Origin of the sequence: Aureispira anguillae (genome assembly GCF_026000115.1) — a bacterium.
In the GTDB taxonomy this organism is placed as follows: Bacteria; Bacteroidota; Bacteroidia; order Chitinophagales; family Saprospiraceae; genus Aureispira; species Aureispira anguillae.
Genome location: NZ_AP026867.1, coordinates 2,458,604 through 2,484,127, shown reverse-complemented (window position 1 = coordinate 2,484,127; position 25,524 = coordinate 2,458,604). Strand labels below are relative to the sequence as shown.

Below are 25,524 nucleotides of genomic sequence, written 5' to 3'. Positions count from 1 at the left end.
AGTTAAAAAAAATAAAGATGTGATAATAATAATTATTACGATCACATCTTTAAGTTTTCCTATGAATGGTAAAAATAGAGGAGAGGATTAATTTTTGGAAGGAGTAGCCAAGGCGGCAGGAGATTCTTCCTTTATGTCTTCAGCAAAGAAACTGTTCATTTTATGCTCATAAAGAGTGGTTAATTTTGCCAATTTTTTGGAAAGCATATTGGTTTGTTCCAGCATAGAGTCAATATCATCCTTATTATTGGTTTTGCAAGTAGTCTGAATCCAATCCCACTCTGTAACACAGCTTTCTAAAAGAACTCTTATAGCAGGGCTATTAAGTCTAGAGGCACGTAGTTGATTAAAGCTTTTTTGAAAATCTTGGATGCAAGTTTGCAAGCGTTTGTTTGTTAAGTCGCTGTCAAGATTGAGCGTTTTCATTATAAAATAAAGCGCCAGACGTTGTGAGTAAACCCTTAATTTTCCAGATGCTTTTATTTGGATTGAAATATCTAAAGAAGGATCAACTTTCTGACCATCTTTTTCGCTCAAAGCCTTATAAGCTGGAATTTGCTGTGCGTATTGCTCAATTTCTTCAGAAACTCTATCACAGGCCGCCATAACGACATGAGATTGCTCTATGATTTTTATGGCACTTAGCTCATCTACTTTTTCAGAAGAGGTAACCAAGTTTTTATAATTTTTCCACATTGTCTTTACCACATTAATTGCTCGTTTAATATCGTCATTTTGAGCTGTGATAAACATAGAATTCATCTTTTTTTCAAAATCATCAACATGCTCTATAATTGCTTTTTTGTATTTGTAAGCAATATGATCATTGACACTTGCAATGTATGATTTGGCAATTCTTTGCACATGCATACTTTGTGCAGCACTTTCAGTGATTGAATAACTAATATTTAGTTTGATTCCTAGTTCACGATAACTTTTGGTAATTTCTTTGACGGTTTTAGAAATTAGATCCGATCGATTGAGCATATCATCAACATAGCTCTGATCTTTATTGACAAAAATTAAGTGTTGATTAATTTCTGTCCAATTTTCTCTAATGGATTTTAGTTTGGCTTGGATAGATTTAGAGGTAATTTTAGATTTTTCAAGAATACCCAAAATCCTAGCAAATACTTTTTGCGCGTCATGTAAACTATGTCCAGATGCAGTAGCGTCAATTCCTTGTTTTTCTGCCAAATAATAAAGCATGATTCGCTGCATCAAAATTAGTTGGTTGTTGTTTTGCTTGATGTATTGATCTATCGTGATTAAGTCACTATTTTCAGATGCGGTAGTTTGTGTCTTTTCGTAATCTTGGTAAGCACTATAGAGTGCTTTGGTTGCTTGCAACAAGATCGTTGATTGTTTTAACAATTTGGACGCAGCATCTTTTTTGATACTCCAACCAGCAATCTTTTTGTACTCCGTCCAAATTGTACGAACATTTTGAATGTTTTCTTTGATGTTATTGGTAGGAGTAAAAAGGCTTAACTGATGTAATTGTTCATCAAATGTTTCAATTGCAGCATCTCGTTCTTGATAGAACTTGGGTTCTCTTACATTATTACAGAGAGCAACGTATACTTTGGCAACCCGTTGCGATTGAACTTGTTGGTCTGCAGCTAGTTCTAATGCTTTTTTTATGGACAAATTAAAATCATTAGCTTGTAAATGGATTGTCAAACTAAAAAAACAGAAGCATGTCGTTAATATAATATTTTGCATATTTAATGTATAAATGGGGAAAATTAATTTATGCAGTTTTTATAGAATTAGCATTGACTTAATGCGGGGGACACCTAATTCAAGCAAACTTTTATATGTGTGTAGCATAAAAATACAACAAAATATTGAAAAATATGCTTTTGGCAGTATAGAATTTTATAATAAGCAATTGTTAGGGCTTGAAACAAATTATTAATTTTTAAATTTAATTTTACTTAAATTTAATGCTTGAAATTAAAAAGTTAATTTGTTTAATGTGTATTTATTTGGTTTTTATTTTGTTAGGTTTTTGTTTTGTCGTTTAATGTATTGTTTGAAAGTGTTATACTTTATAGTTAGATTAAGGTAGATTAGATAATTGTTAATTTTAATTAAATTCTTTTAATAGACGCTTATAACTGATTAAGTTGGTGTAACTTTTACCGAGTGATTAATCGTTGATTTTGTTCTCAGTAGAAATGTCGTGACGAATGATATTAAAGAAATATCAAAGAAATTACATGGTAGATTTGCGAATGTGTTATATTGTGTATATGAAGAGAAAGAGCTAGTTCTTGACGATTGTAAAGCTACTTCAGTTAGACGTTTTAATGGAATAATTGAGTTTGAAAAAATTATTTCGTTCTTTGACAAATCGTTTGGTAAACACTAAAAAAGGGTAAGCTTTGAACTACTTTTTTAGAAGAAAGTTATAGGTTGTAAGTCGTATGCTTAGTTCCTGTAAATACAGGACTTACGACCTATAACCTATAACTTATAACAAAAGTAGTAATAAGCAAGCAGGCAAGGTAGTTTACGATTCCACACCATTAGCTTCGCTGCTACTGCGTGGTTACTGCGTGAGCCCACGGGTTGTCAAAGAACCAATTATTTAATAGAATAGTCCTTTACCAATAGAGCTGAAATGAAAGATCCTGTGTGGATTAGCCCTAAGTTCTTAAAAAATAAATTTATTGTAGATGTTGCTCTAATTAATCAACTAAAAGTGATCCCAAAGAATGAGGCAAAAAATGAGGATGGCGATTCTATCTCGGAGCCCTAGGCTATATTCCACCCAACGATTAAAAGAGGCAGGAGAAAAAAGAGGACATAAAATGGTAATTATTGATCATACCAAATGTGATCTTGTCATTGAACAAAAAAAGCCGCAAATTTATTACCAAGGGGAAGCACTTAAAGACATTGATGCCATCATTCCTAGAATAGGAGCTTCGGTAACATTTTATGGTGCTGCTGTCATTCGACAGTTTGAAATGATGGAGGTTTTTACGGCAATTAGTTCACAGGCATTGGGGCATTCTAGAGATAAGCTTCGCAGTTTGCAGTTGTTGTCAAGTGCTGGGCTAGGAATGCCCAAAACGGCTTTTACCAATTATTCTAAAGATGTTGCTAGTGTTATTGATAAAGTAGGGGGGGCTCCTTGTGTCCTTAAGTTGCTAGAAGGAACTCAGGGGGTTGGGGTCGTATTAACAGAAACATCAAGTGCTGCAAAATCTGTTTTAGAAGCTTTTAATGGTTTGCAAGCAAGAGTCATTGTCCAAGAATTTATAAGCGAAGCAAAAGGGGCAGATATTCGTGCGTTTGTAGTTGATGGCGTAGTTGTTGGCGCTATCAAACGCCAAAGCAAAGAGGGGGAATTTCGCTCTAATTTACATCAGGGTGGGACAGCAACCGTTATAGAATTGAGTGAGGATGAGGAACATGCAGCGCTTAAGGCTGCCAACATTCTTGGCTTGGGAATCGCAGGAGTGGATATGTTGCAGTCTGATTCAGGACCAATGATCCTCGAGGTGAATTCATCACCTGGTTTGGAGGGGATAGAACGTGCAACAAAAAAAGACATAGCCAAGTCGATTATTTGTTATGTGGAGCAAAATGTAAATTTGTAAGAAAAAAGGATTATTATAAATATAAACCACATGGAGATTCTAAATACATTTGTTGCTGCTGGAGAAAGCAAGGTGTTGAACCTAAACATCGCAAAATTACATACGGGAACCAGTCTTGCAATTCCTATTATTGTTGAACGAGGCAAGGAAGATGGTCCTTGTTTGTTGCTAACAGGTGGCATCCATGGAGATGAAGTCAATGGAGTAGAGATTGTTCGCCAGATTGTAGCCAATGGCTACAACAAACCGACCAAAGGAACGGTTGTCTGTATTCCAGTGATTAATGTATTTGGATTTTTAAATCAGAATAGAGAATTTCCAGATGGCAGAGACCTCAATCGGGTCTTTCCAGGTTCTCGCAGAGGTTCTTTAGCAAGCCGTTTTGCTTATCATATTATAAGGGGAATTACGCCCCATATTGATTTTTGTATTGATTATCATACAGGAGGAGCAGCAAGGTTCAATTACTCCCAAATCCGATTGGATGCAGATTGCAAAGAGACCTTAGCGTTGGCTAAAGTTTTTGGAACCAAATTTATTGTTGATGCAGAAAATAGGGATAAATCATTTCGAAAGACCTTATCGACAATGGGCAAAAAAGTACTGTTGTTTGAGGGAGGAAAATCACTGCATTTGGATCGAGTCGTTACACAAGTCGGTATCCATGGAGCGCTTAGAGTAATGCAGCATTTGGAAATGCGAGATTTTACAAAAGAATTAAAAGAAATGGCATCGCTCAATGTCAAAACACCTATTTTAGTCAAAAAATCTACTTGGATTCGAGCAAAACATTCGGGGATGTTTAGAACAAAATTGAAGCTGGGGAGCAAGGTGTACAAAGGGGAGGCTATTGGATCGATCAGTGATCCTTATGGCGACTTTGAAATGCCTGTTACAGCTACTTACGATGGTTATATTATTTGTGCCAATCATGCTCCAATTGTTAACCAAGGAGATGCTTTGATTCACATTAGTAAAGAAACAAGCATTGCGTTTTAATATAAGAGTGGACGATTGATTTGACAATAGCAAAGCATTGCGTTTATCACGAGCATATTTTCAAATCAATCGTCTTGTTCTGCTGTTTATTTGGCTTTTGCAGCTTGTTGCTGTTGTTGCAACTTGATGTTTCGTTGCCATTGAGCATGAACATAATTGTGGTAATGCTTAAATTCTTCGCCAGCAAAGAAAATTAAATTTCCTAGCAGCGGCTCTGCGGCTTTATAACCCGCCAGAATATGTAAACGGCTGAAATTTTCATCTAGGATGACATAAGAAGGGTAACTAAGTTTTCCCTCTAAAAGAGAATAAGCTAAGATATGAACTTTTCCTCTTGCGCCTGTTTTTTTGAAAGTAGGATCAGAATTGGTAAATAGTGTGCCATTAAACTCAATGCTATCCATGCATTCTGCATCAAACTTTACTGCATAATAGTTGCGGTTCATATATTCTACCACAGAAGGATTAACAAAGGTCGTCGCATCCATTCGCTTGCACCAACCGCACCAATCGGTATAAAAGTCAATAAATATTTTTTTAGGCTTTTCATCTTTTTTGGACTGTGCAACCGCTTCGTCCCAAGTCATCCACTTGATTTTGGCTGTGGAACTTGTTGTTTGAGCAAAGGTTGAAATCGAAAAGAATAAAAAAGCAGAGAGTAGTAATAATTGTTTCATGTATTGTTCTTTTTTTATTTATACGAACCAAAATACAACATTCATAGAAAAATTGTAGCTTTAAAAACTTTATTAACGTTGTTTTAAGGCTATAGCGTATCTAATATTTAAATCAAAAACTATAAACAAATCAAAAATGACAACAAGAATATCATTTTGCTTATGGATACCACTGCTTTTTTTATTGATGACTTGTAATACTGAAACTAAAGAAGCAAATGTTACAGAAATCAAGGAAGTAGTAGAACAGCCAGAGAAAAATATGGAGGAAGAAAAGCCTGAAAAATTGGAGTTTGAAGGTAAAAATATCATTAATACCGATCAAGAAATAATTACGGCAATTGAAATTAGAAAGAAGGGAACGACTGAAATTTTTCAGATTATAAAGGGCTTAGAATTGCCCTACCAAGATGGAAATCCTTTTTTTGAGCAACCTACTTTTGAAGATCTAAATTTTGATGGAATTCCCGACATGAGAATGCCAGAAGCAATGGGAAATGTTAATGTGTATTACGCTTATTGGATTTATAACTCCAAAAACCAGCAATTTGAACGCAATACAGAGATGAATTTATCTTTGCCAACGGTTGATCCTCAAAAACAAGAGATTAAATCTTCAGAAAGGGGATCTGCTGCTACTTATACCGAAACTATTTATGGCGTTCAGGATGGAAAATTTATCAAAAAGAGCATTGAGAATCGGACTTACTCCTCAGAATCTACCTATCAATCTGTTGTTCAAGAAAGGCAAGAAGATGGATCTATGAAGGAAATTCGAAATGAAGAGGTGACGGAATAATTATTTACGACTAATGAGCGAATTACTAAATCTAGCAATTCGTTCATTAGCCATAATGGTAAACATTACGATTTTCGGAAACTAATACCACCCGATTTTTTAGCAGGCTTAGAGTTGGTCATATTAACGCCCTTCTCAACACCTTCTTGAATGGAATGGTGAATATCTTTGAGGTGATCTGAGAATTGAGACAGTTGTGCCACAACTTGAACCATTGGGTCGTCCTTGCTCCCTTGTAACATTCGATCTTTGTTAAAGGCTCTTTTGATTTCCTCCCAGCGATTACTTTCTTCTTCGGTTAAAGCACCAATCATCTCCTTAAATTTCAGCATATTCGATTCCGCACCAGAGGTCAAGGTTTGAGACTCTCCTTCATAATGCGAAATAATTAGTGTTTTTAATTCCTCATCGTTGGTAATCGGCGTAATTTTTTCAGCCAATTTGTTCATATTACGATAAGAACCTTGGAGCTTGAAGGAAGGCTCTGTGCGATGAGAATCCTCCATAGCAGCCGAGCGAATGTACTCTAAGTTCACCTTCAAAATTGCATCCCGAACCGTTAACATTCGTTTGATGACCTCCACATACTCGTTAAGTTCTTGGTTGGTATGGTTGCCTTCAAAATCAATGCCCTCTCTACTTCCCGTTTGTGCAAATTTGACCACTCCATAAATATCTTTAGAACTTTTGGTCGCCATTTTTTGAAGAATAGAATTGGAAGTTAATGAATTTTCGATGTAACTCAATTCAAAAATATCTTTGGTATCTCCAATAATATCTCCTAGATTATAAATATCAGAACGATTGGCTAACATATCAGGAACTTGGAATTTATCCCCACTCTCGGTATAAGGGTTACCAGCCATAACAACACAAACTCGTTTTCCTCGCAAGTCATAAGTTTTGGTGACACCTTTGTAAATCCCTTCAATTTTTCGTTGACCATCTGTTAAGGAAATAAACTTCTGTAAGAACTCAGGATTACAATGCTGAATATCATCTAAATAAATCATGATATTGTCTCCCATTTCTAGCGCCAAGTTTAATTTTTCCAATTCTTTGGAGGCCGCTGCATTGGTAGCTTCGCTCGGATCTAAGGAAATAACATGATGCCCAATGGCAGGACCATTAATTTTCATAAAGATCAAGCCCAGACGATCGGCGACATATTCCATTAAGGTCGTTTTTCCATAACCAGGAGGCGAAATCAAAAGCAACATCCCCATTCTATCGGTACGAGTAGTATCACCAACAGTACCAATTTGCTTGGCTAAGTTATCTCCAAAAATAGGCAAGTACAATTGATCAATTAATTTGTTACGAACAAAAGAACTGAGCACCCTAGGTTGGAATTCACCCAAGCGCAAGTCTTCCTTAAATTGGTTGGCCAATTGGCGTTTCATGGCAACAAATTTCTCATATTGCGTAACAATTTCACGTGTATAATGATCTAGTTTTTGCATAAACTCATTATAATCCAATAGATAAACCCCACCTTTTCCGACAACATTGTGAGCGCCATGCAAACCCGTTAACTCTTGCTGTGTTTTGACATTAACCACATGACTTTCTAAATGATTGTTGGTAAGAGTTAAGGTAACCGTTTCATTGACATAATTGGCATAATTGGCATTGTCACTTTGTTCTACAAAAGCATTCAACCATTTTTTGGTTAATTGGTATTGTTCAATCAAGTTATTTTCCAAGGATTGAAGCGCTGTAGAAAAATGCTTCATTGCACTTTTCTGCTCTAAAAATTGCTGAAAAGCAACTTGCAGATCGTGGGCATCCCCACTTATTATAAAATGATTGTGACGTGAGATTTCTTTGAATAAGTAACGGGCAGCCATTGGAGCCAAATAAGGCTCAAATAATTTAGTCTCATGAGCAAACCCAGTCAATTCTTCTTCTAAGTTTTGAAGCAAAAAATCAAACTCATGCGTTCTAGGGAAGACCTCAAGGATAATTCCTGCACTTTTTAGTTGTTTGTCAAACGTAGATTTATTTTCCTCCGTTATAAATTTACTCCAATATAAATTAGCCATTGCCCTCGCATCCGCATCAAAAACTAATAAATCAATATGCTTGGATAAATAAAGCAAAGATTCCAACATTTTGGCGGCATCCAGATCGTGAATTCCCTTGCTGTATCCCTCTTCTTTAGTGGCACGTTGGTTAATCAATTGTTGAACGTACGGCAGCACTTCCTCCGAAAGCAAATCAAGGTTTTCAGTCTGTAATTTTTTAAAGGCGATATAGGCTAGGTATTCTGCTCTATAAACCTCATTGTTTTCAGAAACGATCCCTTGTTCCCAAACCGTTTTGGTGGTCAAAAAATCGGGATCGGTTACTTCCTCATAGAAACCAGTTCCTGTGAGGTGATAATACATCTGGCTATCTTTTAGGGTCATTGACAAGCCCAGTTTTTGCTTGTTAACCGAAAAGAAATGTTTACCAAACTTGATGGAATTTCCATCGCCAGAAAAAAGATCTTTTTTGTCCCTCAATTGGCGAATAGCATCCTCCTTAATCGTCTTTAATTTGGTTTGAATATCATCCGCCTTATTGGTGTCGTCCAGATCAATTAACTTTTGGATGGTGTCCCGAACCTTTTCAATCATTAGGTCAGAAGCAAAAAAGCCATTGATCTCTGATACCTCCTTAAAGTTTTTAGCACGATTTTGAATTCCTTTTAAGTTTCTCTCCGCAGCACTCTGTAGGGCAGAAGTACGTTTATTGATGGATTCAATAATAGACAAACGACGAGATTCAAAAGCACTATTAATTTCTTCACGTTTATCCGCTATTTTAATGATAAACTCATCGAATTCCGCAAACTTACTCTCCAGTTCCTCAATCTGTATCATCATTTTGGTATAATACTCATCACACTTGGTGACCGTATCAGCAATATCCAGATAATTGATTAAACCTTGATCTAGTAATTTTGACTGTGCTGCAAATTCAGCGACAGCTTCTGCTCCTGTTAAGTCACGCAAACGGCGTTTGATGCCAGCTTTTGCTTGATTTAGCGTAGCAAAAATAGCAGTAATGTTGTCGATTATTCGAGTAGTTTGAGTAGCATCCTCGATTTTTAAATTCGAAACAATTTCAATCAATAATTCTAATTCCTTACCAATGGCATCAATGCGTTCCTCCAACTGTTTGCCCTGCCTAGCCGTTTCAACCTGCTCAATTTCACCTTGCGCCTCCGAGACTCGATCCAAATAAGGTTGTAAGGCATCTTCTTTGAGCAAGAATTCTACACAATTATTAGATAAGGTACTGTTGATTTCAGCGGCTTGACTTTCTAACTCCTCAATAAGCGGAATATCCGTATAACGCAATTCTCTAAGCGAAATAACTTCTCCACGAATTCCCCGAAGATCGGCTAAGTGCTGGACAAATTGATCAATTTTTAGATAAGAGGTTGAATTGATTTCCTTAAATAAAGCAACCGCATTCTTTTGTGTTTCACGGATGGCTTCCCTCGTACTCTTTTTGATGCTTTGAACCTTTTCAAATTCATCAATGGCTGTATTGGCAGAAGTACGAATATCGGTTAGGGGAGCACCCAAGTTAAAGGCTTCTTCGCTTGCAATCCAATAATAAGAATCTAAGAGAACATTAGCTCGTTTATTCAGATCATAGTACAAATCATTATAAGTATCATCTTTGCCCAAGAGGCTTAACAATTCTTGACACTCAGCCATAGCACGAACAATGTCTTTGTTGCTAATTTTATAAAGAAAAGAATCCATGTGATCCGAAGGAATGATTTTTCCTTTGATATAAGGCGTTTGCCATATTTGAATCAAATGGTGCGATGTTTTGGCCTCTTCACTTCTAAAGTAACATAGCTCGCCATTTGGGAATAAAGTATACCCATGGCAAACAATCGGCGTATTAACCGTTTGCTCAATTACATTGTAAGACAATAATATATAAGAACCATCATTGGGGTTGTGAAATACATAAAGGTGATCTTCTCCGTTGGGGGATTGAATTCGATGTTCAAATAAATTTCCTGTACCCGAAGTTTTATCAAACATTTTAAAATCACCTGTTTGTAGATAAAACCCATTGGAAAAAACCAAACCTTGCTTGCCAGGCAACAAAACCCCTGAATTTTCAAGCGCATCAACCCGTTGTACGGTCTGTAATTTTACATTATAGATGAAATATCTAAAGTCCTCTTGATAAGGCTTGATTCGAATGGCAATAAGGTTATCCAAGTCTGCATAACTAACGGTTGCATCACTAATTTTCTGGTTGGCATGTTTAACATCTTCTGCATAAATTCCTTTGCCCGTATCTGTATTGTCCTCAATTTTGATGGTCAAATCCCCACCAACTGTCTCTACAAAAACTTTATCCAAAATAGAAATATGAGGATGTTCTCCTTGACGATACATTTCTAGGCGTACCGATTCCCACTTAAATTCAAACTGATTGGGGTATTTGTATTTTTTATCACCAGGTGTAGAGTCGTAAAACAGTTTTTTGTCTCTAATTTCCCATTTGAAGGTCTTTTCGCTATTCCCATCTTTAAAAATCATATAAAAGAAGGGATCGTTTTTATCCTTGGCAAATTTAAGAAAGTAAACCTCTTTGGAATAGCGGTATAAACTTTTAAAATCCGAGACAAATTTCTCATTGCCTACGGTTAAAAAGTCTAAATCAATCGCCTTGAAGCTATGATCGTCCTTAAATTCATAAATACTAAAAACATCTTGTAATTCAATATTTTTGAGTCCCATACGAATGTTGTACCCAAAGATACAAACATTGCCCAAAGCAAAAATATCTCTAGCAATACATTCGTGATGCGTTTCAATGCGTTGATTGCTGATCAGCTGCATTTCTATGGAGCCGAACACCTTTTTGCGTTCTGCATTGAGTTGTTCTAATCGTTGGCGGAGATTATCGCCACTTTTATTGAGGCGACTTTTAATGATCTCATAAGTACCACTTTCTAACTGTGTACTATCTTCTTGCGCTACTGTTTCTTCTATATTTTTATTATCGTCAGCCATTGTTGAAATTATTTATTTAGGGTATTGCTAGAAATTTTATTTAGGTTTATGGGAGGTGATGGAGCGAATAAAACGCCTAAAAATAGCTTGAACAGCTTTTTTAGTAATGCTTATACCACTATTCTTGGATTGGCAATATGATCACCAATTTCCTTGATTAATTTAGAGATGAATAGGAATAATTTTTCTAGCTTTTTATAAAATCATCAGCCATAAATGGAGAAAGTTAAAGAATGATGGAGCTGCATAAAATTAAGTGCAACTCCATCGAAAATTTTATAGCAGTTTTCCAGCATCTTCGCCACCCATGCCAAGACGGCTAACCGTCTCAATTAGGCTCATAACAACATCTTTGTCGTCACCTGTAGCCTTTGCATAAATTTTAGACAGCAAAGCGGATAACGTTAAGTTTTTGACCGATTCAGAACTGATACCATAGTGATCTACAAAACTACCAATTCTAGCAATTAAATTATCATCACCATTCCCTAACAAAGCACCTTTAATGGCTTGTAAATTATCACTATTGCCAATCATTCGATCAATAGACTTACCTTTGTTAATTGCATTAATGATGCTATCAAAGAATTTAGTCTCACCACCCACGATGTCGATTTTAGCTTGTTGCAAGGCAGCCGCCAATACACGAGCTTGAGACTCAGCAATACCCAATTGAGCTTGAATTTCTGCCAATTTGATGTCTTTTTGTTGCGCCAATTTGAGTTTGAATTCTTCGTGATCCTTGCCAACACCATCCAACAACTTCATGGCATTTGCTTTCGCTTCAATACCTTTTGCTTCAGAGCTTAATTTTTGCTCAATTACTTTTGCTTCTGCTAGTCCTTTTTGTTCGGTTACGGTAGCATCAATATTACCTTTCTCTTTGACAACTTCCGCCTCAGCAAGCCCTTTTACACGCTCTGCTTCTGCTTTTAGTTGAATAGCCTTAGACTCTGCTTCCGCTTTTTTCTGTAGGATATTAGCCTCAGTGGTACCTTCCATTTCTTTTGCTTCCGCTTTTGCTTTCATTACATCAGCTTCTGCCAAACCAACTGTTGCTTCCTCCGCAGCCAATGCCTCCGCACTAATCTTACGAGCCTCCGCTTCTTTTTGAGAAGCTGCTTTTTTAGCATCCGCCTCAATAACAACCTGTTGAGCTTTTACTTCTGCTGATAATTTATCCGCTTCTGCTTTGCGAGTTTGGAGGATTTTTTGCATTTCAGCCTCTTTAGAAGCTTCAATTTCAGCTACTTTTCTAGATCTTTCAGCAGCAGCAATCTGTTTGACATCTTCAATTTTTTGATCTTCTTCTACTGTTTTCTTTTCTTCCGCTTTTCTTTCCTTGATGATAACTTGGATGTCACGTTTGTTTTCTTCTAAGATTTTCTCCTTTTCAATTTTTGCAATACCAACCACTTTTTCACGGTTTTCGATTGCTTTTTGTTCTTCGGTTTGAACCAATTGCTGTTGAACTTTCTCTAACTCTTCTTTGTTCAATCTAGCCAAAATAATCTGACGTTGTTTATCCTCTTCAGCTTCACCTAATTTTTGTTCAGATTGTTTCTGGATAAGCTCCGTTTCCAAGTTTTTGCTAATTACAACTTGTTTCGCTGCATTTTCTTGCTCGGTAGTTAGTTCAGCAATTTCACGTTTTTGCTTTTGCTCTTCCTCGATTTGTTGTTTTTCCAAGCGGAGGATGTTCTTTTTAGCTTCAACGTCTTGTTCTTTGATAACTTGCTCACGTTTACGACGAATTTGGTTGGTGCTTTCTTGCTCTTTAGAAGTAAGCTCTTCAATCTTTTTGATACCTTGAGCATCTAAAATATTTTTTTGATCTAGATCAGCAAGAGAGGTTTGTTCTAAATAATCAATGGCACAGTCGTCCAAGATATAACCATTTAAGTCAGTGCCAATGGTTTGGAGGATTCCTTTTTTGAATTCTTCACGTTCGGTATAAAGGTCAACAAAGTCAAATCCTTTACCAACTGTTTTTAAAGCTTCTGAAAACTTAGCGTCAAATAGACTATTAAGGGTAGCTTGCTCAGAGGCACGGAGACAACCAATGGTTTGTGCTACTTCAACAACATGATCTTTATCTTTGTTAACACGAACAAAAAATACCACTTTGATGTCAGCACGCATATTGTCTTTACAGATCAAACCTTCAGAACCTGCACGATGTACTTCTATTGTTTTTAATGAGATGTCCATTTCTTCTACTTTGTGTAGAATAGGGATGACAAACATACCCGAATCTAAGGCTACTTTCGCACCACCAAATCCAGTACGAATTAATGCCTTACCTTGAGGTACTTTTCTATGGGCACGGGCTACCAATAAAAAGAAGCCGATAAGTATAACTAAGAGTCCTATACCAAGGACCATAAGAATTGTAGGTAGCATTTGTATTAATTTTGAGTTTGAGAAGGAAATATAATTGCGCTATAGAAGCGAAATATACTTGTTTTATAATTTGTTTTTATGTGGTGGATTCTGACCACTAAGGGTCAGGAGGATCGTATTGTAGAATAAAAGAGCAAGGCATACGTATCCACAAATAAGCTAAGTTAGTAGTGTTGTTCGTGTTCATTAATTTAGGGTATCTATATTTAAGAGTAATACTATTTTTTATAGTAGTAAAGCTATAATTATATAATGCTTTGTTAAGCCAAAAAGTTCCAGAATAGTGGATAAAGTAAGTATTGATTTTTCATGGATCAAATTTCTATAAATTTTAAGTCTATGAACGGATAGATCTTTTTAATAAAAATCAGAAACAGGAAAAAGCTATTTTGGTAGATGTCTATTCTATGATTCGCCGTACAATATAAGATTTTCCATCATTTATTTGATCTACAACAAGGACTTTTTCACCTTTTTTCAAAGGCGCTTTATGATCTATTAGCACAAAGACTGCCTGCTCTAAATTAGGATTGGGAATCCTGCGAATTTGTTCAATGGCACAGTCATCCAAAATATAACCGTTTAGATCGACTCCTATAGTTTGTAAAATTCCTTTTTTGAAGGCTTCTCGTTCTTTGCGCAATTCTTTGATTGTAAATCCAGTAGCAACTGTTTTAATGGCTTCTAGGCATTTTGGGTAGAATAATTCATGCAAGGTTTCAGGGCTAGAGGCACGAGCGCAACCTACTGTTTGGGCTACTTCTACCGTATAATTACGATCTTTATTGATACGAAGATAAAAAACTACCCTCATGCTTATACGTTCCTCTTCTTTGGTGATGATTTCTTCCTCAACGACGATTGTTTGGAGCGAAATATCTATTTCCTCTACCTTGTGTAGAATAGGAATGACAAAGATGCCCGAATCTAAGGCAACCTTTGCGCCTCCAAAACCAGTACGTATTAAGGCTTTGCCCTGTGGTACTTTTTTGTGAACACGAGCTATCAATAGAAAAAAGCCAATGAGTATAATAAAGAATCCTATGCCAAGAACCATAAGGATAGTGGGGAGCATATTAGAACATTTTAGGGCTATGAGAAAAATAAAGAAAAAGAGCTAAACACAGTGACTAATGATGCTCAATTTTTTGCACAATATAAGCCTTTCCATTCTCTAGTTTTTCAACGACAACCACTCGATCCCCCTTCTGAATTTTTTTTCCATCATTAGATTTTACACTAAGAGAAACAATAGACCCATTAATGTCAATTTTTAATTGACCTACTTCTTCTTCTTTGATGCTGGTCATTAGGGTTCCAACCTTACCATCAATAACCAAAGCTTTTTCAGCAGTATTGAGTTTGGCAAAAACAGGAACCAAAGGAGCCGTAAAAATCTTGGACAGCAATAGACTGGCAATCAAATTGGGCAAAAATAAAAGCGCAGCCATTGAAGTAGAGTTGCCTGGGTTGATCCAACTCGCATCGTGGTTGCAATAGATGGATATAGACCACATGGACAAAACAATGGTCGATAAAAGTACCATAAATGGCACTCGTCCAAAATTTAAAAAGCGCAAAGCTCCAATCATTAGACCACTCCCAACTTGCCCTACAGCTGTATTGGCATCGGCATCGGCGTCCACATCAGCATCTACGTCTGCATCGACATCAATATCGGCATCCACATCAATGTCTACGTCTACATCAATATCAGCGTCTAAGTCCAAGTCTATATCAAAAGAATCCATGCCAATAGCACCAATAATAACGCTTAGCCAGTATAGCGTTACAAGACCTAATAAAAAGGTCAAAAAGAGATTTGAGGTAGAAAATGCAGCAGTGATTAGTTCGCCCATTGGTTCATGTTTTGGGATTGTAGTAAATGTTTTGGGATAAGCGTTATCCTCCTATCTATAGTAAATATACTGTTAAAGTTAAGAAAGGAAGATAAAAAGGTAAAATTTATTTTACTGGTTTAATAGTTTAGCTATTAAGGTTAGAAGTAAAACTATTATTTATATATACTACACCAAATAATAAAATTTAGTTTCCGAAAAATAAATTATTTCTCAAAAAAGTAAAACTCTTTGTTAATTTTGTTCTATTACTTATTGCAGTACTCTGAAAATTTAACTGCGTTGCTACTGCATGGTAGTTTCATTGCTTCTTTGCAGTAATGATGTTGTTAGGTAAATTTACTAGGTTTTTGAGCCAGCAAAAGGGTCTGTATAGTAGCTAATTAGATATAGAATAATGTTGTTAAATTGATCGAATGGATTTAAAAATAAATGTAGAACAACCCGTAGCTTGGGGGGATATGGATGCTTTTGGGCATGTTAATAATACGGTATACTTAAAGTATTTTGAATCGGCTAGGGTAAAATATTTTGATGCGATTCCTGAATTGGCAGGTTTTCATGGAAACGAAATTCCTGTGTTAGCTAATATTTCCTGTAGTTACAAAAAACCTGTTGTTTATCCTGATACACTAACCATGAAGGTAGGGGTTACTAGTTTGGGGCATGCTAGCCTTAAGATGTCCTGCGAAATGATTAGCCCCAAGGTTGGTTTGGCTGCTATTGCAGAATGTACAATTGTCTTAATTGATGTCAAAAAAGGGCATAGTGTGCGTGTGCCCAACGAATGGAGGGCTGCGATTGAAAAAATTGAAGAGAAAACCTTTTAGAAGAAGCTGTATGCAGTAATACTACGCTGCTGTTACGTAGTTTCTAACGAAGTAATGATACAGGTAAAAATTAACGGAGTATTAATTTAAAAAATAGAATGGAAACGGAATATGATGTTCTGATTGTAGGGTATGGCGTGTTGGGAAATGTAGCTGCTTTGTTGTTGGCAAATTTAGGAATGTCTGTTGCCGTTGTTGAAAAGAAAGAACTGGATGATCTCCTGTTGGCTAAATCAGCAAGAATTGACGATGAGGTGATGCTAATTTTTGAACAGTTAGGGCTAATGGATGAGCTAAAGGAGGTCTTATATCCTTTGAAGGGGACACAAATTGTTGATAAACAAGATCGTGTTTTGTTGGAGCTTAATCAAAATCGGCACAGTCAGTTTGCACCTGTCATGGGATTTTATCAACCCGATCTTCAACATATACTACAACAAGCAACCCAAAAACACAGCGGTATTCGTGTTTATTCGGGCTGCGAGGTAGAAACTTTTGAAGAAGTAGATGACGATAAGATAGATGTCTATATTGCAACAACAGGCAAACAGAATTTTACAGTGCTCCAAACCTCTTTTATGCTGGTTTGTAATGGTCAATACAGTCGTATTGCAGATTTTTTGGATATTGATATTAATGATTTTAATTATCACTCTTCAGTACTTTGTGTCGATACAATAAATAGGCAAAAAACAGCCAACAGCCAATCGTATGCACAGACCATCTACGATGCCGAATTTCCCGTTACTCGAATCACAAAAGATCAGCAGCGCCAACGTTGGGAATTTCAAATAGAAGCGGAGACGATTCAAGCCAAACAAACGCCAGAAAAAGTGCGAAACTTATTGGCAGAGTTGAGTACATTGGATTTAGAGGTCGTTTCGGCCTTTGTTTATAACTTTGATTCTAAAATTTTAGAGAACTGGCGGTATAATCGAGTGTTGATTGCTGGAGATGCCGCACATATTATGCCGCCGTATTTGGGAATGGGATTATCCGCAGGAATTAAGGATGTCTATAATTTAACGTGGAAAATCAACCTGATTCGTCAGGGAACCTTAGCCTTAAAAGTATTAGATACCTATCAAAAAGAGCGCTTGCCAGATGTGCAGCATTTGATTAAGCTAAACTTGTGGATCAAACGACTTTTCCAATCTAGTAAGTTAAGATGGATTAAAGGCTTTATTCCTGTTATACCCAAATGGTTTCTAAAACGAAAACTAGACAGCAGTAGCCACATCAAATCAGGGATAATCGCAACAAAAACAAAGGGTGCTGGTCGAGTAATCGTTTCACCTAAGGTAGCAACACAAAAGGGAGAAGTTATTTCTTTTAATAAGGCTTTGGGAACCCAATTTGTTTTATTGGCAATCTCCTCGAATCCTGTTGATGCACTGCGTCCAAATCAATTGGAATATCTAGCGTTATTAGGAACTCAGTTTATACAATTAACAACCGCCAAAAAGAAATTTGTGCAGGACAATCGCTATGCACAAAATTTATACGACAAAGAAGGAAAAATTCAAAAATGGATGAAAGAACACAAGGCAAAATTTGTCCTGATTCGCCCAGATCGAATTGTTTATGACTTTTGTTCAAATCCAGAAACATTAAATAATAGTATAAAAAAACTTAAAAAAACGTTGAGAATTTCTACAAACGTTTAAATTCTTGCTAATTTATTTAGCTTTTCGGCTATTTTTTGCATATTATAATACGATGCAAAATGCGGAATCAGCAAATTACTACGCTTATACACAATGATAAAAATACACTTAAAAAATAAAAAAGATACGTTTGTCCGCCGTTTTCATCCATGGATTTTTTCAGGGGCAATTGCTAGGAAAGAAGGAAAAATTGAAGATGGAGGTATAGCTGAAGTTTATAGCCATCAAGGAGATTTTTTGGCCATGGGGCATTATCACGAAGGAAGTATTGCCGTCAAAATTTTTTCGTTTGAACAGGTAAATCCCAATGCTGATTTTTGGTATCAAAAACTTCAAGGAGCATTTGATATGCGCCAAAAATTGGGCTTAGTTGATTTGGAGTTGACCGCTTTTAGGTTAGTACATGGAGAGGGAGACGGTTTGCCAGGTTTGATTATTGACGTTTATAACAATACCATTGTATTGCAGGCTCATACAATTGGGATGCATCAATCACGGATGCTCATTTGTGAAGGTTTGCAGCGAGTTTTTGGAACAAGGATAACCGCAATTTATGACAAAAGTAAAAACTCCTTGCCCAAACATTATGCCCAAACGATGGAAAATGGTTGCTTGTGGGGAACCGAAAAAGTGGCTGATGTTATCTTAGAAAACGGTTGCAAATTTGAAGTTAATTGGCAGACAGGTCAAAAAACAGGCTTCTTTTTGGATCAACGGGATAATCGAAACTTGTTGAGAAAATTTTCGAAAGGAAAACGACTCTTGAATGCCTTTTGTTATTCTGGTGGTTTTTCTGTTTATGCCTTGCAAGCAGGAGCCGCAGAAGTTCATTCGGTAGATGCATCTGCCAAAGCCATTGAATTGGTGGATAAGAACGTTTTACTCAATGGTTTTGATGGCGCAAACCATCAGAGCTACAAAGCAGATGTTTTACAGTTCCTAAAAGACCAAGATACGCCTTATGATGTGATGGTGTTGGACCCGCCCGCTTATGCAAAAACAGTTTCTAAACGCCACAAAGCAGTTCAAGCATATAAGCGCCTAAATATAGAGGGTTTAAAATTGGTGAAAAAGGGAGGGGTATTATTTACTTTTTCTTGCTCGCAAGTGGTCGATAATCAGTTGTTCTACAATACAATAACTGCTGCTGCAATTGAAGCCAAACGAAAAGTAAGAGTCTTGCACCGCTTAACCCAACCTGCGGACCATCCTGTAAATATCTTTCATCCTGAGGGAAATTATTTAAAAGGTTTGGTCTTGTATGTAGAGTAGCGTAAGGGAAACATAGGTTCAGTAACAAAATCAAAAAGAAAACGATGAAGAAGATGAAATACTATATACCTATATTATTGGTCGCTTATTTATGGACAATGTCTGCTTGCAATACGACTCGAATTGTTAAGCCATTGGCAAAAAAAGAATTGGCGGTTGGGGTAGATTTGGGAGGGCCTATTATTGATTTTTCAACGGCTAAAATTCCTGTTCCTTTTTCTTCGCTTACCTTTGGTTATGGGATTGATTCTAATGTAACCGTTTTTGGTGCTGCTCACATCACTTCTGCTATTTTTGGAACCATTCAATGGGATATGGGAGTTGTGGGTGAAGTTTTGCATCCTCAAAAGGGATATATCCCAGGTTTGAGTATAGGTGCTAGCAGCCAAATGATGGTAGATGTTTTTAAGGGAAATTTTCGAATGTATCCTGTTTTAGATGTAAATCTATATTGGGAATACCTACCAAAACATCAGCACTATTTTTATTTCAACTGGGGATCTTGGTTTGATCTTTGGGAACGAGCGCATGGGCAGGTAAATACCAATTTGTATTATCCTAGCTTTTCTTTGGGACATACCTTTGAGAATAAAAAAATGCGTTATACCATTGAAGGAAAATATATTGCGCCAACCATTAGTAATATGGGAACTCCTTTACATTTTAATGGGATTGACGGGAGAGGTTCTTGGGGTGTTTATGTTTCTATTTATAGGAAGTTTTAAACAGTCATGAACAAGGTGGTCAAAGGATAAACTGCTGCAAGAACCACAAAGTGATGTAATAGTTAGAGGGCTCAAAGAACGATAAAACTTAAGAAGTATGAAAAAAATAGGTTTATTTTTATTGGCAATGGCGACCATTTTGTCTAGTTGTAGACTCGATAGTTTTTTGTATGAGCCTACTGTTACGACTGCCTATCAATTTGATGCTTTTGAAGGAGAACAACGATTTGTATTGGATAGTTCGTATGCAATTTCCGAAAGCTTAGTTCACTTAATGACGTTGGAATCTGGTCCTGAAAGCGATCGAGAAACCATTTATGCAGCCTATATTGGCGACACCAACCAAATTAGCCAAGATACGGTTATTTTGTATTGCCACGGCAATGCTGGCAATTTAGATTATTACTGGCAACGGGCTAAATTGCTGGCCAATGCAGGAGGCAAAAACCGCTTTGGTGTATTTTTTATGGATTATAGAGGTTATGGAATGTCAACAGGTGAGCCAACAGAAGCAGGAATGTATTATGATGTGGATGCTTGTATGGAATGGTTGAAAGGAAAAGGGTTAACAGGGGATCGTTTAGTTATGAAGGGCTTTAGTTTGGGCGGAGCTCCTGCTACCGAATTGACCGCTAATCCTAGAACGCTTGTGCCTAGTAAACTTATTTTAGAAGCGCCTTTTGCGTCTTTTGACTTTATGACGCAAGATATTGCAAAATTAACTCTGCCTGGCTCTTTCTATACGAATTTAGAAGTAGATAATGCCGAAGAAATCAAAAAGGTGCAACAACCTTTTCTTTGGTTACATGGAGAAGCCGATGACTATGTGGGAATCCATCATGGGGCTTTAGTGGCTCAAAATTATAAAGGCAGCCACAAAGTGGTGCGTAGAATTCCAGGTGGAGGGCATAGTACCGTGCCTGTTGTCATGGGATTTGAAGTCTATGCACAATTGATGGTTGATTTTATTACGGGAGAGATCTAATATTAGTCCTATTTGTACTAACGTGAATGATATTCAATAAGCTAATTTTTTGACTTTACCAATCAACTATGCAAAAGCATATAGAGCTGACACATCAAGCTATTGCTGCCTATTCTAGCCACAATTTTGAACAAGCGATGGATTTGTTATGCAAAGCCTTTCGACAGCTCCATTTTTCAGATTTAATATTTTCTGATGCGACCTACAATGCAATTTTTGATGCTGTTGAAATGGTAGATGTATTGTTTGAACATTTGCCAGTTTTAGAAAGAAGTGAGGAGGCAGATTTGACGATTCAGAACCTTAAAATAGCTTTAGAAGAGCTAAATTTGGTAGAGGTAGATTTTTTTTCTAAGCAAGTGGACGATTTTCAATTGTTATTAAAGGGGTTAAGAGTTGGATTTGATTTTTTTGAAAAAAGGCAAATTCCATTAAAAATACAACCTCCTATGGTTTCTATTGCATTTAAAAAGGGAGCTTATATACAATTGATAAAATGGCAAAATAGCGCAGAGGTGGATCGCATTATTAATGCTTTTAATGCTTCTTTTTCAACCCCAAATAGTAGTTTAGAAGATTGCCAACAGCAATTGGAATTGGCTTTGTCTGAGGGAGATAAACAACGAGCAGAAGAACTCTTAGAAGATATGATGAAGCGTTATCCTGAAAGCAAAAAACAGGCTTTTCTAAAACTGGGAAATCTTTATTTTGAAACTAAAAATTACCAAAAGGCAACGGAGGCTTATATGAAAACGATTGTGTTGGGAACCCCAAAAGAAATGGTTCGATCCAATGTTCAGACGGCTTGCAATGCCTTGGCTGCTGCTGCCGAAAATCCCAAAGAGGCGGGGCGTTGGAGAGACCTTTTGATGAATTTTTTCTAAAAAATTAACGGAGTATTACTAAAAAAGACGACCAAAACTTACAAGAGCTTGTGAATGAGTGAAAAAAAAGAATTATTTCTTTTGATCGCTTGGGTTTTATCTATTATATTTATAATAATGAATATAATTATTCTAACCCTTAAAAGCAACCAATGAAATTACTAATAGCCCTCTTTTTTTTCTTTTTCTCCCTTTCTTTATCTGCCCAAAATGCTTATTACAATGCCAAAACAGTAAGCAACATTTCTGCTGCTGAAATCACAACTTGGACGCAGGCGACTCCCAAGAATTTAATTCAATCGTATCGATCTTTTGGGCTAATTGACAAAAAAGTAGATCTAATACTTTTAAACAATTTTAGCGAACTGTTAACCTTTTTGGCAACTCCTTTTGATCCCAATATTGACAACAAACGTTTGCTGTACCAAATCGATCATTATGAAACAATAAAAAAGGCAGTTGCTTTTAATCAGCAGAAAAAAATAGACTTTCTTACCAAAGAAATTCTAATAGATGTAGATGCCACGATAGCAGGCAATACGGGCATTTGCAAAAACTACCCCAATCTTCTAAAGGCCGTTTATGAAGAGGATTGGGTTACTTATTTAGAACTTTTTCAATGTGTTTCTACCTCCAAGAGGGCAGGGTTATATCCCTTGTACAAAGAGGTGAATGAGGCTGCTAATAAGGGAATAGAAAACGGATCGGTAGCAGGAATTGATATTGGTGATGTTTTTGGTGCATTTAGCAATGTTTCAGGGGCTAACTTTACATCTATGTTGATTGATGCAACCGCCCAGTTTTTGGTAGAACGAACACAAAAAGAACTATCAATTGCCTTTTTTGATAAATTTAAAAAGCAATTAGAAAAATATCCTGAAACCAAAGCTTTTTTTCCAGCCATTTATGGTTTGTTGGAAGGTCTGATGGATTTTAAGGAACCTTCGGTGGGCAAAGCTTGGACAGAGGCGTTTAGTGCTGATATTATTGCACTGCCCAAAAATTTTGAATCGTTTGTCTTACAAGCTCAAACGGAACCTTATCGAACGCTAAAAACAACCCCTGAATTTCAATATACAAGATTGGCTTATCATGCTGCCGAAAAAATTATAGAAGGGACAAATGCAGCAGATTTGATTACCTATTTGAATACCTTTTATCCTACGCTTAGTAATGCAGATGCTAGGATAAAAAATGCGCTTCAAGTTGCCTTTGTGTTGTCCAAAAATATTCGATGCAAAGAATCAATGGTAGATTCTTTGCCACAAATTTGGATTCATCCGTCAGATTTGATTCAGTTGGATTTTAGAACCAAGAAATATTTTCTAGGTTTGATCTATCAAGGAAATAAGCCATTGATTAGTAATTTATTTACTTTTGCTAATGATACTCAAATACAGGCAAGCCTGCTGAAAATCAATTCTTTTTTAGTGATTTGTGAGAATATCCAAAAAAGTTATTCTGATCTAGCAAAAATTATAAAGGATACAAAAAAAACTAAAAAGGAGCATTTGGCAGCTTATCTAGATTATACAGAAATCGCTTTTCAAATTGTAGATTATGGCTTTAGTGTATTGCCGAATGTAGCGGGAACGGTAGATTATAATGATGTTTTGAAACCGCTAATGAAGGATGTCTTGAGCATTTTGAGAGGGATTAACGATAAAAATTATGCCCAAGTATTGGCGCATAGCCTGAAAATAACCAATCAATTGATCAACCTAGGCTTGGAAAAGACAATTCTAGGTAGTACTAATCTCAATGATATAAAACGAGTGAAAGAAATTCAAGAAGTTTTGAGTCAAATTTCTTTTTATGGAAGTTTTGTTGTGGATATTGCTTCGGCAGATAGTTCTTCTAAAATGAAAAAAGTGTTGCGCAAATATGCCGCTCCTGTTGGATCGTTTAAAATTAAGCGAAATACGGCTTTTTCTATTGATTTAAATGCTTATCCTGGGTTGTATGGGGGCTTTGAATGGACACCAGAAGCTACAACTACCATCGACCAATCTGGTTTTGCTTATGGCGTAACGGCTCCTATAGGAATTAGCCTTAATTGGGGAAGTCGGCGGATAAAGACCGTTGATTCTGGTGCAGCGTTGAAAGAAAACTATTATCTGAGTCCTAATGACAAATGGAAAGAAATCACAGGTGCTTCTAACTCTATTTTCCTTTGTATTGTTGACATAGGAGCTGCATTGAGTTATCGCTGGAATGGAAACAGTGAAACCAATGGTTTTCCCGATAGCTTAAAATTTGACCAAATTTTTTCTCCAGGTTTATATTATGTGCATGGTTTTAAAAATGCGCCTGTTTCTATGATGATTGGAATGCAATATACTCCTTTGTTACGCAGTATAAAACAAAATGATGTGATCCTCAATGAATTTAATGCGTTAAGATTTGGACTTAGTTTTGTTGTCGATATTCCCATTTTTAATTTGTATAGACACAAACGGCGTTATTAATCTTAGGACAAAACTCAATAAACAATGACGAATAAAAAACAAAATAACGCTCCTCTTAAAAAGTGGTGTTTTTTAACTTACATTGCTGGAGATAATAACCTTAGTAATGCGGGTTTGAAAGACATCATAGAAATGTGTGAAGAAGGGGCTAGTTCGGATATATATATAGGAGTAGAGATAGATACTTATGGTGAACATACAGGATCCATTCGATACGAAATACCAGAGGCTGATTGGTCTGGAATGGCCTATCGAAAAGTAATTGAGCGGCTACAAGAAAGAGACTCAGGCAGCCCCAAAACAATTAAGAGTTTCTTAAAATGGGGATTTAACCGATACCGAGCAGAGGATTATGTGGTGGTTATTTGGAGTCATGGTTCTGGATTTAGGGCAAAGCGAAAAAATATTGCTTACGATGACTTTGGCAGCTCCTTGAACATGTCGGAAATCGAGTGGGCAATACGAAAATCAGGAATTGCCAAAGATGAAAAAATCAAAATATTAGGTTTTGATGCTTGTCTGATGAGTATGCTAGAAATTGCCTATCATTTTAAGGATCAGGTAGAAATTATTGTGGGTTCTCAACAGACCGAACCAGCTGATGGCTGGCCTTATAATAAGGTCATTCATGAAATTAAAGAGGCTCAGTGTGCCCATTCTTTGGCTAAATCGATTGTTCATTCTTATATAAAAAGCTATAAAAATACAGGGATTCAAAACCTAACTCAATCTGCAATTGATACCCAAAAAGTGGATAGAGCTTTTCATGCGTTAGATGCTTTGAGTAAGTTGCTAATCAAGCACATCAATGATATTCGTGGGCAATTAATTGTGATTCGATATACCATACAGTATTTTGATATGGCAGATTATGTTGATGCAATTCATTTTGCGGAATTGATAGCAGAGCAAATTATGATCCCCGAAATTCAAACAGCAGCCTTAACGTTTATGGAGCAAACCCAGAAATGTATTATTGCCAATAAAACAAAAGGTTTCCAATTAGAAAATGCCAATGGTTTATCCTTGTGGTTTCCTGGAGACGCTCCTTTGTATTTTAACAACCGAGCAGAATATACGGCGTTAAAATTTGCCAAAACATACCCCAATTGGGTGCAGTTCTTAGATGAATATTTTTACCGAATGCATTACAATGTTTAATAGATGTGATTACGAGTGCAATGGGATAACGTGATTTTCCTAAATTTAATCGTGGATACTTTATTAATACTCCGCTAATTTTTTAGCGGAGTATTAACTTTATAGAATATTCTAAAATAATCTTGTGGTCAATTTTTTTGATAAG

At 36.4% G+C, this 25,524-nt stretch carries 18 protein-coding genes; 12 read left to right on the top strand and 6 right to left on the bottom strand.

The window, feature by feature from the left end:
* Positions 1 to 87 precede the first annotated feature (87 nt).
* Positions 88 to 1,725, bottom strand: a complete 1,638-nt coding sequence (locus tag AsAng_RS09520; RefSeq protein ID WP_264792545.1) for a type IV pili methyl-accepting chemotaxis transducer N-terminal domain-containing protein — start codon at positions 1,723 to 1,725, stop codon at positions 88 to 90.
* A gap of 904 nt (positions 1,726 to 2,629) precedes the next feature.
* Between AsAng_RS09520 and AsAng_RS09515 the strand changes: the two genes are divergently transcribed.
* The 3 genes from AsAng_RS09515 to AsAng_RS09505 are packed head-to-tail and all read left to right on the top strand — an operon-like array spanning position 2,630 to position 4,613.
* A complete protein-coding gene (locus tag AsAng_RS09515; RefSeq protein WP_264792544.1) occupies positions 2,630 to 2,767 on the top strand; it encodes a hypothetical protein in 138 nt (45 codons plus the stop codon).
* Positions 2,736 to 3,614, top strand: coding sequence for a 30S ribosomal protein S6--L-glutamate ligase (gene rimK, locus AsAng_RS09510; protein WP_407655329.1), 879 nt, complete (start codon positions 2,736 to 2,738; stop codon positions 3,612 to 3,614). Before AsAng_RS09515 ends, rimK begins: the two co-directional genes overlap by 32 nt.
* Before the next feature lie 30 nt (positions 3,615 to 3,644).
* Complete coding sequence (locus AsAng_RS09505) at positions 3,645 to 4,613, top strand: succinylglutamate desuccinylase/aspartoacylase family protein (RefSeq protein WP_264792542.1); 969 nt, start codon at positions 3,645 to 3,647, stop codon at positions 4,611 to 4,613.
* A gap of 86 nt (positions 4,614 to 4,699) precedes the next feature.
* Here the strand turns inward: AsAng_RS09505 and AsAng_RS09500 are convergent, their stop codons facing one another.
* A complete protein-coding gene (locus tag AsAng_RS09500; RefSeq protein ID WP_264792541.1) occupies positions 4,700 to 5,290 on the bottom strand; it encodes a thioredoxin family protein in 591 nt (196 codons plus the stop codon).
* Positions 5,291 to 5,426: 136 nt separating this feature from the next.
* On the opposite strand from AsAng_RS09500, the gene AsAng_RS09495 reads away from it, so the two are divergent.
* Positions 5,427 to 6,089, top strand: coding sequence for an XAC2610-related protein (locus AsAng_RS09495; RefSeq protein ID WP_264792540.1), 663 nt, complete (start codon positions 5,427 to 5,429; stop codon positions 6,087 to 6,089).
* Between the two features lie 65 nt (positions 6,090 to 6,154).
* On the opposite strand, the gene AsAng_RS09490 is transcribed toward AsAng_RS09495, so the two are convergent.
* From AsAng_RS09490 to AsAng_RS09475, 4 genes are all read right to left on the bottom strand, one after another.
* Positions 6,155 to 11,125: a DNA repair ATPase gene (locus AsAng_RS09490; RefSeq protein WP_264792539.1), complete on the bottom strand. Its 4,971-nt coding sequence runs from the start codon at positions 11,123 to 11,125 to the stop codon at positions 6,155 to 6,157.
* Positions 11,126 to 11,401: 276 nt separating this feature from the next.
* Positions 11,402 to 13,528, bottom strand: a complete 2,127-nt coding sequence (locus AsAng_RS09485; protein ID WP_264792538.1) for a flotillin family protein — start codon at positions 13,526 to 13,528, stop codon at positions 11,402 to 11,404.
* A gap of 400 nt (positions 13,529 to 13,928) precedes the next feature.
* Entirely contained in the window at positions 13,929 to 14,603 is a 675-nt protein-coding gene (locus tag AsAng_RS09480; protein ID WP_264792537.1) for an SPFH domain-containing protein, read from the bottom strand.
* A gap of 55 nt (positions 14,604 to 14,658) precedes the next feature.
* The gene (locus AsAng_RS09475; protein WP_264792536.1) at positions 14,659 to 15,387 is read right to left on the bottom strand and encodes an OB-fold-containig protein; all 729 of its coding nucleotides are present in this window, start codon (positions 15,385 to 15,387) and stop codon (positions 14,659 to 14,661) included.
* 416 nt (positions 15,388 to 15,803) lie between these two features.
* Between AsAng_RS09475 and AsAng_RS09470 the strand changes: the two genes are divergently transcribed.
* The 8 genes from AsAng_RS09470 (at position 15,804) to AsAng_RS09435 (ending at position 25,379) form a co-directional block, all read left to right on the top strand.
* The gene (locus AsAng_RS09470) at positions 15,804 to 16,217 is read left to right on the top strand and encodes an acyl-CoA thioesterase (RefSeq protein ID WP_264792535.1); all 414 of its coding nucleotides are present in this window, start codon (positions 15,804 to 15,806) and stop codon (positions 16,215 to 16,217) included.
* Between the two features lie 98 nt (positions 16,218 to 16,315).
* Positions 16,316 to 17,884 (top strand): FAD-dependent monooxygenase, encoded by a 1,569-nt coding sequence (locus tag AsAng_RS09465; RefSeq protein WP_264792534.1) that lies wholly within the window; start codon positions 16,316 to 16,318, stop codon positions 17,882 to 17,884.
* Between the two features lie 93 nt (positions 17,885 to 17,977).
* A complete protein-coding gene (locus AsAng_RS09460; RefSeq protein ID WP_264792533.1) occupies positions 17,978 to 19,156 on the top strand; it encodes a class I SAM-dependent rRNA methyltransferase in 1,179 nt (392 codons plus the stop codon).
* A gap of 53 nt (positions 19,157 to 19,209) precedes the next feature.
* On the top strand, positions 19,210 to 19,881 hold the full coding sequence (locus tag AsAng_RS09455) for a hypothetical protein (RefSeq protein ID WP_264792532.1): 672 nt from the start codon (positions 19,210 to 19,212) through the stop codon (positions 19,879 to 19,881).
* A 97-nt stretch (positions 19,882 to 19,978) separates the two neighbouring features.
* The gene (locus AsAng_RS09450; RefSeq protein WP_264792531.1) at positions 19,979 to 20,866 is read left to right on the top strand and encodes an alpha/beta hydrolase; all 888 of its coding nucleotides are present in this window, start codon (positions 19,979 to 19,981) and stop codon (positions 20,864 to 20,866) included.
* A gap of 68 nt (positions 20,867 to 20,934) precedes the next feature.
* Positions 20,935 to 21,750 (top strand): tetratricopeptide repeat protein, encoded by an 816-nt coding sequence (locus AsAng_RS09445; RefSeq protein WP_264792530.1) that lies wholly within the window; start codon positions 20,935 to 20,937, stop codon positions 21,748 to 21,750.
* Positions 21,751 to 21,902: 152 nt separating this feature from the next.
* Positions 21,903 to 24,218, top strand: a complete 2,316-nt coding sequence (locus AsAng_RS09440) for a hypothetical protein (RefSeq protein ID WP_264792529.1) — start codon at positions 21,903 to 21,905, stop codon at positions 24,216 to 24,218.
* Positions 24,219 to 24,242: 24 nt separating this feature from the next.
* Positions 24,243 to 25,379: a clostripain-related cysteine peptidase gene (locus tag AsAng_RS09435; protein WP_264792528.1), complete on the top strand. Its 1,137-nt coding sequence runs from the start codon at positions 24,243 to 24,245 to the stop codon at positions 25,377 to 25,379.
* Positions 25,380 to 25,524: the final 145 nt, after the last annotated feature.